This is a genomic window from Salinimonas chungwhensis DSM 16280, assembly GCF_000378185.1.
GTDB lineage: Bacteria > Pseudomonadota > Gammaproteobacteria > Enterobacterales > Alteromonadaceae > Alteromonas > Alteromonas chungwhensis.
Genome location: NZ_KB899380.1, coordinates 183,142 through 197,459, shown reverse-complemented (window position 1 = coordinate 197,459; position 14,318 = coordinate 183,142). Strand labels below are relative to the sequence as shown.

Here is a 14,318-nt window from a genome sequence, read left to right as displayed (position 1 = left end):
TCAGGTTAATTGGGCATTAGATAGCGGGACAGTAATAACGAAAGCCGATTGACAGCCGGGCCAAACAAAAAAGAAATGAGCGCCGCTGCCGGCCAGGCCATAAGCCATGCATGCATCCAGCTTGAAACAAATGTGGCAACCCATCCCAGATTAAGGAAAGTCACCCAGGCCGATATTAAAAAGCTTAATACTAAAGACATCAAAAATGAAAATATAATACGCTGGGTCATATGCTTTGACTGACAAAAACCAGCAGTGTAGCTGCCAGCTGTACAAACACCAAGGGGGTCAGTGCGACAAATTGAGATAACGGTGCAATGCACTGGCTAACAGTTCACGCTTTACCGGCTTAGTGATGTAGCTATTCATTCCTGCTTTCAACGCCAGCTCTTTATCTTCTTTCATCGCATTAGCAGACAATCCGACGATAGGCACTGAAGTAAAACCTTTTTCCCGCAGTGCGTGGGTAGCCTGATAGCCATCCATCTGCGGCATTTGAACATCCATCAGAATCAGGTCATAGTGAGGCGCATTTTCTACTTTTGTCACTGCCTGTTGTCCGTCCTCGGCGACGTCATAGCTTAATCCAAGGGAACTGAGCATTTCGCCGGTGACTACCTGGTTGATGGCATTATCCTCCACCAGCAGTACGTGGCCTTCTAAAGTAGGCAAAGTGGCAGGTTCAGCTGTTCTTTGTGGCCCTTTGGTCGGCATACCTGCCAGCGAGCGCACAAATGATGTAAATTGAGCGGGAGTAAAAGGATGACTCAAAAAAATATCTGGCCAGCTCTGGGAGACCTTTTCGAGCAGCTTGCCCGGTAGGGTAGGCATCACGATACCAATATTTATACCCTGAGCTTTAAGTTCGTTAAGACGGGGTAACATCGAATGAAATGTCGCGTGATTGTCGATATCTACCAAAATACAAGGTGGCGCTCCCACATTACCGGACAATGCCTCAAGCGGTTCCCCGCGACGTTTAACACGCAAACGATGAAGGTATTCAGCCGGCAGTAATGAATGATTGGAATAATACTGCGCACCGACCGGCAAGGTCGGCAGGTCGGTAAGCAGTCGCGGAGTATCTGCCTGGGTGGCTAATGGTAATGTTATATTAAACACGGTACCACAATCCGGGGTAGAGCTGACCGCAAGTTCGCCATTCATTAAATCAACAAGCTGCCTGACAATGGCCAGCCCAAGACCGGACCCACCATACTTGCGATTGGTCGCTTCCTCTGCCTGCGAGAAAGGCGAAAAAACACGTTTTAGCTGTGCGTCCGTCATGCCAATACCGGTATCTTTAACCTCAATATTCAAAGTCATCGCATCTGCAGCAGGATTGAGTTCGCCATCAAACCGAAGGGTAATTTCGCCCTGTTCAGTGAACTTGATAGCGTTGCTGCAAAGATTCAATAACACCTGACTGATACGTGTTGGATCGCCCACCGCCTGGGTGGGAAGTCCGGGCGCTACCACAAGCTTTATACTGAGATTTTTTTCCTGCGCGCGAAGTGTAACGACTGAAAGCAGGTTGTTGAACAACGAATGCATAGAGAAGTTAGTTTCTTCTAAATCCAGTTTGCCCGCTTCTATTCTGGAAAAATCCAGCACGTCATTAATCACACTCATTAGCACCTGACTGGAGTAGGACGCTTTATTTAAATAATCCTGTAAAACAGGAGACATCGGCTGCTGCTGCGCAAGTTCAATAAGCCCCACAATACCGTTAACAGGTGTGCGTAATTCATGGCTCATATTGGCCAGAAAAATACTTTTCGATGCAGTCGCTTTTTCAGCTTTATCTTTTGCCGCTGACAATGCTTCGTTTAATAATTTTTGCTGATGGTTCAGAGCCTGAGATTCTTTCAGCAATGTGTGGGTTTGCTGATTTTTTTGTCGAAATACGTTGGCCGCATCTGCCAGTTGGCCAATTTCATCTTTTCGCCGGAGCCCGGGGATTTGAGTTATTTGCCGGTCTTTAGCCAGACTTCTGAAAACGCTGGTGAGCGCTTTGACCGGGTTAAGGATCCGATAAATCGTATATGCCGTGGCTGCGATAGCCAGAAAAATCGCTAATAGTGAAGCGATATCAAGGTTTTGCTGAGCACTTTCAGCTTCCTGCTGGGTTTTTGCCGCCAGCGACGAGTATTGTTTATTCACTTGTTCAACCAGCTCATTACTGAGATACAAAAACTCGTTGGCGGAGCCTGCCATGACAACATTAACCAGAAACATATTGCCTCGGATGAGTTGCGTTAACATTAAAAACTGGTCCTGTGCGCTGTTCAGCGCAGTGGTAAAGTTCTCTGCATCCTGTGGCTTTGCTGTAGCAGCAATGTCTCTGGCTTGTGAAATAGCGGCGATAACTTCTTCTGTTTGGTGCGCGTCAGGTTCCAGCCGATACTGCAGTGCCGCATGGCGGGCCTGGCTGAGCAAAAGCTGAAGACTTTTTTTCTGCAGGTCGGTTAATCCAGACGGCAATGCTTCATCATCAATAAAAGTTGAGAACAGTGACGTTGAAAGCATCTGTTCATCGCGTCTGGCTCGCGCCTCAACCACGTCTTTAAAGTTATTTTGGTACGCTTGCAAATGGTGACGCATACGTTGAAGCATGTCGTCGGTTTCGGATTTTGGAAGATTTGCCAGGCTGGAGGTTTCCAGATCATCCAGTTTTAGTGCGATTGACTGCATCAACCTTTCAAAGCGACTTACCGCCGAGTCGCTGGCTGTTTCCCGGAAAAGCAGTACTGTGCGCTGTAAATCCAGAATATCTCTTTGCAAAGCTCTGACGTGACTGACATCTGTTACCGCAAGGCCAGACAGGCGAATGCCCTGTGATAATGTTTGTTGATTAGCCCGGGCAATCACTCCCTGTATAACTAACAGCGCTACCAGTGCCATCAGAACAACGATCAGTTGCGTTTTAATAGAAGAAAAAGAGAATCTTATCGCTGTTTTTTTCATGATGTCAGAAACTCGTACCATTTTTGCAGGCTGTATTCGTAGGTTGGCATAACAGTATTCCACACCGCTACGTTACTGAGCCGCGCAGAGTAACTACCACCGGTGCGCTGTTGACCCTGGTATACGGCAATCTGGCCATCGGGACCGGCAAGATCCTGGATAGCAGGCTTGCCCAGATACCAATAGTCCCATTCGGCCTGGCTTAAATAATTGGCTGAGCGCGCGGGGTTACTGATGTAATATCCTTGTCTGGCGATGTAGGCACCCGGCCAGCCGGACAGCCACCAGTTCATATATTCATAGGCTGCAGCTTTAATTCTGCCCTTGGTGGCAGAAGATAAACACATAACGCCGTGCCAGCCCCGGTAACCTTCCCGTGGGGCGGCAAAAGTGACCGGAACCTGCTGACTGTTGAGAGCCGAAACAGCCGGAGAAAACATACTCTCAATGACACACCGCTGACTTTTCATAAACTGCACAGACTCAGGTACAGAGGTCCAAAAGCCGGCAAAGTGGCCAAGTTGCTTCAGTTCGATGAGAATTTCAAATAGCTCGTCGATTTCGGTACGACTGATTGCGCCAAGATCGCCAAATGTCATCAAGCCTTTGCCCTGGGCTGCCAAAGCCAGGTCGAAAAGCCCGATAGTTGGATCATTGATGATAGCAACGCGGCCGGATACCCGAGAATCCAATAGCCAGCCCCAACTTTCCTGTTCCTGAGCCAGAGTAGAGGGAATGAGCTCGCGGTTATAACCAAAAGAATCGACATTATGTACATAGGGTAAAAAACTGATTTTACCCGTATGTGCTGTGCCTAATGAGCCGTCGGGCTGAACATTTAATAGTTTATGCGGTGCATCGCCAGCCCCCATTCTCGCCTTAGGTGCCAGACGTCCGGTTTTGGTCAGCGAGTTAATTTCGCCCCAGTAAGTCAGCCGATCAACGTCAATAGGAGCAATAGCGTTAGCCCGCCATAAAATATTGATACTGTTTGACCACTGTTCATAAAGGTCGAAACTCTGCGGGTAAACCGAGGCTTTTTGGAGTACCGCTGCCGAGCCGCCAGGCTCAAAGGTTAACCGAATACCGAGATCTTCTTCGGCGCGTTTGCGCAATGCTTCCTGCAACGTTACGTGAGTGCCCATCACCCGGACTAAGGGCTTTTCCCGACCGATAGCAAACGGTGCAATTCCGACCGTGGCGGCGCCGGCCAGCGTTCCCTTGATGAACTGACGTCGTGCTGATGATGAAGTGTTATCCATCTGTAATACACATTTTGTTGACGGCCTTGGATTCCATTCTGCACTATATTTTATAAACCACCAAACCAGCTAAAAAAAGAGGGAAATAAGCCGCTTGCTATGAGGCAGTTAGTTACGCGCGCTTCAATACTAATTTTGCAAGAGAAACCATCAATCATGGGGTGCTGTGCATTATTCTTAACAGCCCAATGATTACGCGTGGGTGGCATGGACTTAAGACCTTCTGTGCTTAGCCTGAAACTACTCCTTCAGGAAGGGCACATCACCCTTGCTTTACTCGCATTTTATATCGCCGTTTACGCCACCGCCTGTTCCGCTCAGTCAAGGCTGCTTATTGCAAAAAATTCATTAATATTGCCGTGAAACATAGCACTTTATCTGTATACTGCGCGCACTCGTCAGGATATAGTTTTTTGCCTTTGAATCTCTAAAACTGTATGGAAAGCCACGCCCCTGGCAAATGACGTGTTTTTTATTAAAAGAAAGTCACGACATCCAGGTGGAAAGGGCACTGTATCGAAACATCATGAGCCTGCATCAGTGTGCTCTTAAAAACGCGATGTAATAACGGTCATTAAAAAACAGCTCACCTGACGATTTCTATTTTCTCCGGTTGTACGTTTAGAGGCTAACGATGTTTTTCCAAAAGTATAAAATTGCACAAAGTTCGATAGATCAAAGTGTTATCGCAGTGGTTACGATAGACCCGGATAATAATGTTGTGTATATGAATCAGGCTGCTGAAAGGCTTTGGGGATACTCGGCGACAGAAGTGGTGGGTCAGAACGTCAAGATGCTGGTGCCCAGAATGCATCAGGCTAATCATGATCAGTATGTGAATCGTCACCGGAGTCAGGGCGGCGACAGAATCGTTGGCTCCTCGGTAGAGGTAGAGCTGGAACGCAAAGATGGCACAAAAACCTGGATAAACATTACGTTGTCTAAACTCAACGTAGGGGGCAAACAGTATTACACCGCTTTTGCCCGCGATTGCAGTGAAGAGCGCGCGGCTCGCTCAATGACTGAGCAGGTTTTGTTTCAGGCCCATGATGCAGTGGTCACTATTGATGAGAACAATAAAATTACTTTTGCTAATCCGGCTGCTCAGGCGTTATGGGGGTACAGCGAATCAGAGATGCTGGGTGAAAATATCAAAATGCTGGTGTCCCCGGAGCATCGCGCAAATCACGATAGTTATGTGAATAAAAATCGTCAGACTGGTCAGGATAAGCTGATTGGTAAGCCTATCGAACTGCCTGTTCACACAAAATCCGGCCAGATTAAATGGGGCTTGGTGACGCTGGCCAAAATCGACCTGGCAGATAAAACCTTTTATACCGCCTTTGTGAAAGATGTTACCGAAGAGGTCAAACGGCGTGATGAAGTAGAAATGCTATCGCTGGTGGCCAACGAAACCAGTAATGCGGTGGTCATTACTGACGCGAACGGACAAATTCTTTACACCAATACCGGCTTTCAAACCATGTCGGGCTATTCCGGCGAAGAGGTGAAAGGGCGGGTTCCGGGGGACTTTTTGCAAGGCCGGGAAACGTCTCAGGAAACGGTAAACGCTATCAGCCAGAAACTAAAAGCCAAAGAGCCGTTTTACGAAGAGATCCTGAACTACGCTAAAAATGGCAAGCCATATTGGATCGCGATGTCTATCAACCCGGTGTTTAACGCACAAGGAGAGGTTTATCGCTACGTGTCTGTGCAGGCAGATATCACAGCGATCAAACAGGATGCGAAAGACGCCAAAGAGCGTATCGACTTACTAAATGAGGCATTAATGGTGGTGGAATGGCAGCCTGACGGCGAGCTGATTTATGCCAATGAATTATTTATTGAAACTACCGGAAGCCGCGAAGATGCCATGAGCGCATCATCAATGCTATGGAATCAGCTGCGGACAAAAGGCATGCTTAGCGGCACATCCCGTTCCGGGGGCTCAGATAACATCGTGCTTGAATTTAAAAACAGTCAGGGCGAGGTGTGCTCATTAGATGCTCGGGTGTGCGAACTAAAAGACTTTGAGGGCAAGGTGAATCGTCTGGTAGTTTTTGGTGTGGATGTGACCAGTCGACAAATCGCTTTGAACGAAACTGACAACGCGATGAAAGAGCTATTAAAGGTTGGCAATCAGATTGGCGACATCGTCAGCAGTATTTCAGGCATTGCCGGTCAGACTAATCTTCTGGCTCTCAATGCTGCGATTGAGGCAGCCCGGGCCGGTGATGCAGGGCGTGGTTTTGCTGTGGTTGCTTCGGAAGTGCGCAGTCTGGCTAGTTTGTCATCGCAGTCGGCATCGCAGATTGGTGATTTGGTGGCAACAACGGAAAGTCGCATTGATGAACTGGCCAAATCGCTGGAAAAGTTTAATGATTAATCCATTGCGCCCCGATGGCTGCATCTATAAATAATTGGCCGCGCCGAATTGCATTAAACCTATGGCGAACCTTCGGTAAGGCATGGGCTAAAAATGCAGTCTTAATCATAATGTCTGCTTTTGCCTCTGGGCTGCCCGGTCCTGAAGAGCTGATGCTGCCATAACGAGAAAATGACTCAGCATTTGTAACGGTGCGGCATTAATCACGGCGGTTAACTCAAGGCCGATAGCCTATGCTACGGGGAGAAGTAACGTAGCATAGGCACTGGTCTTTAAGCGATCTCAACCTTCCCAGGTAAGCGTATACAGTTACACAGATTACATACTGAGTAGGTCTTTACACAGTATCCTTAGTATTCGCTGAAGGGAGCACAAGATGAACACTGCGCATCCTACCCGTACTGCTACGCTTAAATTTCTGGCCGATTTATCTGAACCTCTGGTATATGTACCTTCAAAGGGTGGCGGAGACAAAACTGAACATGTGGGGAATTTTCGTAACCAACAGGTTCCGGTGTTAGATGCCAGGACCGACCTAATCAAACCTAGTCTGGACCGGGAGGGGTTTTTGCTTGTTCCCCATGCCAGCGCAGTAAGTGACTTCTATGATGATGATGTGCTGCGCCACACCTATCACGATGAGCTTAAAGTCCTCGTTAGTCGCATAACGGGCGCCCGCCGGGTTGAGATTTTTGATGATACCCGGAGAAGTACGTCGCTGGAGCGTCAACGGCAGACAGGGATCCGCGAGCCGGCGAACATTGTCCACAACGACTACACGGCGCAGTCAGGCCCCAAGCGATTAACTGACTGGTTAAAGAGTACTGGTACAGACAGAGCATCTTTACCTCAGGGGCGGTTTGCCATAATCAATGCCTGGCGGCCGATTCGCAATCCAGTATACGATCAACCGCTCATATTCTGTGATGCAACAAGTATTGAAAGTTGTGATTTGATTGCTATGGAACGGCGCGCTGATGAACGGGTCGGTGCGGTTCAGGCGGCGCTATATAACCCGCAGCAGCGTTGGTATTTTTATCCGACCATGCAGCCTGATGAAGTGCTGTTGTTCAAAACATACGATTCAGCTGAAGACGGTCGAGCCCGATTTACTCCTCACTCATCGTTTCGCGATCCGCTGGCACCAGCGAATATGCCAGCCCGGGAAAGCATTGAAAGCCGGTGTCTGGTGTTTTTTTAACGCAAACGTGCTTGGTTACTGCGACAAAAACCCTACCAGAGTCTATGTGAAACGAGCCTTTACCACCCAAAAACTGAGCCTGATGCAACGATATGGTAGCGCTTTTCTCAAGGGCAGCAGGAGCAGTTCAACAGTGTGGTTACTCGGCGTTTGCAACCGTGGCTACCGGAAAACGAAACTTACAACGTAAATTATTTTCACTGCGCCGCGTGTAATTTATCTGGTGATAACAATATTTGTAAATTTTATCTATGGGGACTATAGTTGGTCTGTAGATAAATAATTTAATTAATGATATCTGGAGAGCATCATGCAGGCTGCCACACAATTAGCGCAATCCGAAGCCGCATCTAAAAGTCTTCATGTAGCTGTAAACGTACTGAGTAAATGGCAAGCCACCGCAGAACAAATGGCAAGCATTCTGGGGGTCTCATCAGCAAGTATTGCCAGAGCAAAACGCAAAGAAAACGTCAGTCTCAGCCGGGACCAGATAGAACGTGTAAGCTATATTCTGAATATTCATGGAGCGCTGCGTACTGTCTTTGACAACCCCGAAAATGTCTATGGTTTTGTTCGTAAGAAGAACCATAATCCGTTTTTTAACGGTGCAACCCCGTTCGAACTTATGGTAAGCGGCTCACTGGCCACACTGTACGAGGTCTTCAAACGTGTTGATGCACTTCGGGGCGCGCAGTGGTAAGTGTCGATGATATTAGTTCGCTGGCGGTTCGGGAGATAACCGGCTATCGCCTGGTTAACTCTAAATTCCCTCCTATACCACTGTTTGATGATGTGGCTGACGCTGATGAACTGGAAGCAGTCTATGCCTGCCAGGCCTTAACCAACCCAAGGCTGCAAAATGACATTGGAAATCTTAACCTGCTACCATTTGAAGAAATTCCCTTTGGTATCGATGGTCTTTCATATGCAGTGGCCCCCTTTACACATATAAATCCCGATGGTTCCAGATTCAGCGCCGGTGACTTTGGCGTATTGTATATTGCTGATAGCTCAAAAACGGCAATCGCTGAGGTTGCTTACCACCAGTATCAGTATCTTTCAAAGGTGCAAGATCTGGCTTACGACCGGTTTGTCTTTCGAGAACTTTGCTGTACGTTTACCACTGACGAATTCAAACACCTTGAAAATTGCACGGCTACTGAAGCAATACTGGCTCCCAATGACTATCATCAATCACAGCAACTCGGATTAGCACTGCGACAGAATAAGGTGGCAGGCTTACGTTACCCCTCAGTGCGAAGACAGGGTACTTATTGTTATGGACTATTTTCGCCAAGAACTGTAAAGCGCGTTATTCAGGCCAAACATTATGAGATGGTGTATCGGGAGGGGCAACTACACACAAATCAGGTAGTCTGAAGAGATATCAGGCCATTTTTGCTTTTGCGCAATCTGTATCTGCTGTGTGCGCGGGCGGCCAAAGTCTATCGCGATACCATGGCGTGACGATCAATCTGGCTGTATTTACTGTATCAAAGTCATTGTGGCGGTGAGATATGCTGGATAATGAAAAACGTTATTTGGGTGGTAGCGTCAATAATAGTGCTGACCAGCGCGGGTGTCCGGGCAGACTATGAGCAGGGGTGTGACGACCCTGCCTATCACCAGTTTATCGCCTCGCGGTATGCTTATTATGAGGCAAAAAACAGGCGTTTGCTTGTGGATACGTGGCGGGATTACCAGCGCAGTCTGGCCATCAGCGACAACCCTTTCCAGATAATAGGAGATTTAAGCAGACACCTGAAATACAGTGCCCAGTTCGACCCTGTCAGTGAGGTTGAGGCCAAAATTGATCGTGTTTTTGAGCATGCTGATGCACTGAGTGTAAAACAACAGATTGCCGGAGATGTATTTGACAGTTTTAGCAGTGAAAAACATGCTGTAGGTATCGCGCAGGCATGGCTTGCATATAGGAAAGGTAACCCTGATGAGGCCTTTGATGCGTTACTGAAGTCCATTGAAGCCGGTGACGCAGCGGTGTTGAGTTCTTTCGGGCCGGACTGGAACTTTGTTCGACAAATTTATCGGGATGGCCACATCGCGCCGGTTATTGCCTACATTAATAAAACCAAAGCATTCTGGACCGGGCCAAGACCTGATCGGCTACGTTACGTATGGCGGGCGATGATAAATGCTGAGTGTGAGATACAGTTTGATTTCTTTGACACTATTAAGGTGCTGGAGCTTCGCCTGAGTGTAAGAGATGTAAACCGCAGGCAATGACGTTATCTACCAGAAAATCTTACTTCCCGCAGTGCCCTGGTGCTTAGACAATGCACCTAAGTCTTTATGTGTGTTCGGGCCCGTTGCCGTTCAATAAAAAATGCCACGATTTCGTCTGTTAAAACCGCTCAGCCACATGAGAGGGAGCGCTGCATTACTTACTTTGCGTACGTTGTGCCAGCTTTAAGGCTACATCCATAGCACGGTCTGCCTCGGCGTAGATAGTTGGTAACACTCCCCATCCCTGCCAGCTTTCGTCGGTCTTCGGGTGACGTAATTCAGCATTTGCCATAACCAGCTTTACGTGTTCACTCAGCACGATTGTGGTGGTCAGATAGCCTACGCCCATGGTCGGTGTACCAACAATAGTGGCTCTTTCGGCGTGTTTTAACGTGTAAGCTACAAACTCCCATGGGCCGGCTACGAAAGGAGAGGTAATGATAAAAATCGGCAGCGCTGGGGGAAAGGCCTGTGGTGAGCCATTTGAGACCATCTGTTCTGTGGACTGTCGCGCAAAAGTGATAACAGAAAGCGGCTGACCTGCAGGCATAAACTGGCTAAGCACGTGGTGAGACAAGGCCAGTGAGCTCAAACCGGCTTTCCTGACATCAATGATCAGCGCGCGACTGTCCACTGAAGCAGCAAAAGCGCGATCGATGTCTTTCTGCCAGCCTTTGGCAACGAGATCGCCTTCTATGCTGATATAGCCTATATCACCTGGCAGCTTCTGCCATGAAACAGAGCCCGGTAGCAGGTCGCCGCTACTGTCGCCAGTCAATCCCGAGCGCCACTGAAGTTCAAAGTTACTGTCATGTGATACGGCGACCAGCATTGCCTCCATTTTTCTTTTGAACCGGCCAAATGAAAAATGACCGTCAAATTCGCCATTGCTCAGCGCCTGAGTAAGTTGTGTCGTGATGCGCTGACGCTTTGTCTCGAACAGGTATTGTTGGTCTATTGCATCTATCAGGCCGGTCACGGCTGTGACTATTTCCTGCTGATCAAGTATCTGCTCTTCACCGGGTATTAGCGAACTTGCATGGGCATGTTTGAAAAGGAGGGTAAAGACCAGCAATAAGGTTATGCATCGCATTGCTTTTCTCAGTTTTTTAAAAGGTTATATATGGCTCGACTGATGGACTTTCAACTAAGCAGCAAGCTGAGACAATTGTCAACGCTCAGGCAGTCAAATCAGGTGTTGCAGACAGTCGGTACGGTTTATTTGCCGGCCGGTGGATAAAACCAACCCGGTTAGCGCGCATTGCTATTTTGCTGAAGATTCCCTAAGTTATAGAAAAAAATAACGGATATGTTATGAAAGCAAAAATCAAAAAATCCCTATTTCTGACGACGGTGCTCACGCTGGCCATGTTAAATGGCTGTAGCTCTCAATCGGACAACAGCTACGCGCCACCGGACAATTCAACGCGAAGCGGATTTCAGCCCCCTCCGATGCTGGTTCAGTCTTTACCTGAAATCAGCCAGGCACTTGCTAATGGAACCATAAGTTCTGAAGAATTGGTGCAGAAATATATAGAACGCATTAATGCGATTGATAAAAATGGTCCGGCATTGCAGGCGGTTCTGACGCTCAATCCGGAGGCGCTCGCGCAGGCAAAAATGCTGGATGAGGCGCGTCAGGCGGGCGATCTGAGAGGCCCGCTACATGGTGTGCCAATTTTGCTAAAAGATAACATCGAGTCAAAAGATGCTATGGCCACCACCGCCGGCGCGTGGGCGCTGAAAGATAATATCACAGGCAGAGACAGCCCATTAGTGGCTGGTTTACGTGCTCAGGGCGCGATTATCCTGGGTAAAACAAACCTAAGCCAGTGGGCAAACTTTCGTTCTGAACGTTCCATGAGCGGTTGGAGCGCACTGGGGGGACAAGTGAAAAATCCGCATATGCTGGATCGTAACCCATGTGGCTCAAGCTCCGGATCCGGCGTGGCCGCCGCCGCGTCGCTGGCTGCTGCGACTGTCGGCACAGAGACCAATGGATCCATTACCTGTCCGGCGAACGTCAATGGGGTGGTGGGCTTTAAACCTAGCGTTGGCATCGTACCACAGCAATACATTGTGCCTATTTCTCGCTCACAGGATACTGCCGGCCCTATGACAAAAACGGTCAGGGGCGCAGCAATGCTAATGAACGCTATGGCCACGCAGTCGCCTGCGGTTGATTATACAGCCAGATTAGATAGCGAGGCGTTGAACGGTGTACGTGTAGGTGTACTGGAGTTTGCCACAGGTGGAAATCAGGCCATTGCATCGTTATTTGAGCAAGCGCTGGAGGATCTTAAGGCGGCCGGTGCAATACTGGTCAGCATTGAGAAGAGCCCGGAAACGCCAGAAAATTATAACCGGATGGCTTACGACTTACTTAAATACGAGTTTAAAGCCGGTATAAATGAATATCTGGCCTCCACCTCGGCTGACCAGGTTAAACCGCGTACGCTCAGTGAACTTATTGAATTTAACCGAAAACATGCAGATACCGAGCTGGCGTTATTCGATCAGAGCATTTTTACCGCTTCCGATACAATGGGTGGACTGGATAGTGCAGAGTATCAGGACAGTCTTGAACTGGTTCAGAAAACCGCACGAAACAGCATAGATACATTATTGGCTAACCATGAGGTTGATGTATTAGTGGCCCCCACAGGTGTGCTGGCGCCACGAATCGACCCTATCAATGGTGATGTCTGGCCGGGCAGTTGGCCGGGCTACGGTTCACCTGCTGCACGTGCCGGTTATCCGCATATCACTGTGCCTATGGGCGGGTTTAAAGCGTTACCCGTGGGCCTTTCCTTCATAGGCAGTAACCAGCAGGACATCAATGTACTTTCCTACGCATTTGCCTATGAACAGCAATCAAAACAAAGACTGACTCCACAATATCTTAAGAATGCTGCAGCATTACCTGAGATACAGCGTGCACTGAGTCCGCGCCTTTAAACATTAAACTGCAATCGATAGACAAGTCGAGCAGGGTGGGTAACACGTAAAAAGAGCAACACGAGTTGCTCTTTTTTTTATCAGCGCAAAATTTAAAGCTGGCAGGCTGAGCCTATTATGCGCTTACTCGTCAAAATCCTCTTCGGCAGTATCCGCCTGTTCATCATTACGTGGCATAAAATACGTACCCCAGCCGTCATATACCACATCATGTTTATCGGCAATATGCAGCAGTGTTTCTACATCCTTATCCAAATAATCGCGGCTGAGCTTTCTTTCAATGATGGCGTCAAAGCAAAACGCGGTACCGCCATCATCCAGATAGACTTCTTCTGCATCTGATACCTCGAAACCAGCTTTAAATGCATCAACAGCAGCTTTTTCCAGCTGGTCAAAATCCTGCCCGGCAAAATGATGCTCAATGGAATAGTCGGCATCAGTCTGACTGCCGTCTTCAAGCAGTGCATCCATGGTTTCCTGATTGAATTCGTGCCATTCGGCTAGCTCTTCAATTTGTTTCATAATTGGCGATCCCAAAGAAATAGTCCGGCGAGTTTACCGCTTTTTATCCAGTTCAGCGACTTCAGCATCCAGTTGCTGCTTTTTTTGCTGCATTGACTGACGAAAAAAATCAGCCCATTCCCGTACAGATTTGCTTTGGTCGACAGTGACAGGCGCGGAAATATCAATTAATACCGTACCGTTGTCCCATCGATTCCATTTAACTTTTTCATGCATTTCGCTCGCGGTGACCATCACCACCGGTTCATTAACCGCCTGGGCTAACCGAAATGCGCCAGATTTAAATGGTAGCAGGCCACGACCGTAACTACGTGTGCCTTCCGGAAATACCCAAACTGATGTGCGCCGTTCTCTGATTTTTTTTCCTGCCAGCAATAGTGTGTCACGCGCTTTGCCGGTGTTCTTTCTGTCTATCATGATGTTTCCTGAGAGCCAGTAGATCTGCCCAAACAGGGGGATCCATTTCAGGCTCTTCTTTCCGACTGTTACCACGCCTGGCATGGCTGCTTTACATATAGTAATAATGTCAAAGCTGTTTTGATGATTGGCAATGTACACGTAGGGCGTGTGAATTTTATGCTCATCTGCCTGCCGTACCTTTACCTTTAGCCCGACAATCGGTGCCATCATGGCGTATGCACTACCGGCGAAATGCACGTTATTACGGTTAAATGGTCGAAACACGCATACCGCAAAAACCACAATATTGATAAGAACGAAGGCGATAAATAGCAGAAAAATTCTTAAAATAGCGAGCACTTAAGATCCTGTAGAAGCA

Annotated in this window: 12 protein-coding genes; 6 read left to right on the top strand and 6 right to left on the bottom strand. The window is 48.1% G+C overall.

From position 1 onward, the window contains the following. Positions 1 to 5 precede the first annotated feature (5 nt). From F458_RS0110425 to F458_RS0110415, 3 genes are all read right to left on the bottom strand, one after another. Positions 6 to 200: a DUF2798 domain-containing protein gene (locus tag F458_RS0110425; RefSeq protein WP_232362652.1), complete on the bottom strand. Its 195-nt coding sequence runs from the start codon at positions 198 to 200 to the stop codon at positions 6 to 8. Positions 201 to 288: 88 nt separating this feature from the next. Then, positions 289 to 2,967 (bottom strand): ATP-binding protein, encoded by a 2,679-nt coding sequence (locus tag F458_RS0110420; protein ID WP_018983363.1) that lies wholly within the window; start codon positions 2,965 to 2,967, stop codon positions 289 to 291. Then, the gene (locus tag F458_RS0110415; protein WP_018983362.1) at positions 2,964 to 4,229 is read right to left on the bottom strand and encodes an ABC transporter substrate-binding protein; all 1,266 of its coding nucleotides are present in this window, start codon (positions 4,227 to 4,229) and stop codon (positions 2,964 to 2,966) included. The genes F458_RS0110420 and F458_RS0110415 overlap by 4 nt, the downstream gene beginning before the upstream one ends. A gap of 634 nt (positions 4,230 to 4,863) precedes the next feature. On the opposite strand from F458_RS0110415, the gene F458_RS0110410 reads away from it, so the two are divergent. The 5 genes from F458_RS0110410 (at position 4,864) to F458_RS0110385 (ending at position 10,060) form a co-directional block, all read left to right on the top strand. Next, on the top strand, positions 4,864 to 6,615 hold the full coding sequence (locus F458_RS0110410; RefSeq protein WP_018983361.1) for a PAS domain S-box protein: 1,752 nt from the start codon (positions 4,864 to 4,866) through the stop codon (positions 6,613 to 6,615). A 376-nt stretch (positions 6,616 to 6,991) separates the two neighbouring features. Beyond that, a complete protein-coding gene (locus F458_RS0110400) occupies positions 6,992 to 7,816 on the top strand; it encodes a CmcJ/NvfI family oxidoreductase (RefSeq protein WP_018983359.1) in 825 nt (274 codons plus the stop codon). Positions 7,817 to 8,126: 310 nt separating this feature from the next. Beyond that, entirely contained in the window at positions 8,127 to 8,516 is a 390-nt protein-coding gene (locus tag F458_RS0110395) for an antitoxin Xre-like helix-turn-helix domain-containing protein (protein WP_018983358.1), read from the top strand. Continuing rightward, on the top strand, positions 8,510 to 9,196 hold the full coding sequence (locus F458_RS0110390) for an RES family NAD+ phosphorylase (RefSeq protein ID WP_018983357.1): 687 nt from the start codon (positions 8,510 to 8,512) through the stop codon (positions 9,194 to 9,196). Before F458_RS0110395 ends, F458_RS0110390 begins: the two co-directional genes overlap by 7 nt. Positions 9,197 to 9,343: 147 nt before the next feature. Then, on the top strand, positions 9,344 to 10,060 hold the full coding sequence (locus tag F458_RS0110385; protein ID WP_018983356.1) for a hypothetical protein: 717 nt from the start codon (positions 9,344 to 9,346) through the stop codon (positions 10,058 to 10,060). Between the two features lie 154 nt (positions 10,061 to 10,214). Here F458_RS0110385 and F458_RS0110380 read toward each other — a convergent pair whose 3' ends face one another. Then, positions 10,215 to 11,153 carry a S41 family peptidase gene (locus F458_RS0110380; protein ID WP_083928619.1) on the bottom strand — a complete coding sequence of 313 codons (939 nt, stop codon included), beginning with the start codon at positions 11,151 to 11,153 and terminating at the stop codon, positions 10,215 to 10,217. A 221-nt stretch (positions 11,154 to 11,374) separates the two neighbouring features. On the opposite strand from F458_RS0110380, the gene F458_RS0110375 reads away from it, so the two are divergent. Next, entirely contained in the window at positions 11,375 to 13,018 is a 1,644-nt protein-coding gene (locus F458_RS0110375) for an amidase (RefSeq protein ID WP_018983354.1), read from the top strand. Between the two features lie 123 nt (positions 13,019 to 13,141). Here the strand turns inward: F458_RS0110375 and rraB are convergent, their stop codons facing one another. Beyond that, the gene (gene rraB / locus F458_RS0110370) at positions 13,142 to 13,540 is read right to left on the bottom strand and encodes a ribonuclease E inhibitor RraB (protein WP_018983353.1); all 399 of its coding nucleotides are present in this window, start codon (positions 13,538 to 13,540) and stop codon (positions 13,142 to 13,144) included. A gap of 33 nt (positions 13,541 to 13,573) precedes the next feature. After that, complete coding sequence (locus F458_RS0110365) at positions 13,574 to 14,299, bottom strand: 1-acylglycerol-3-phosphate O-acyltransferase (protein WP_018983352.1); 726 nt, start codon at positions 14,297 to 14,299, stop codon at positions 13,574 to 13,576. Positions 14,300 to 14,318 lie beyond the last annotated feature (19 nt).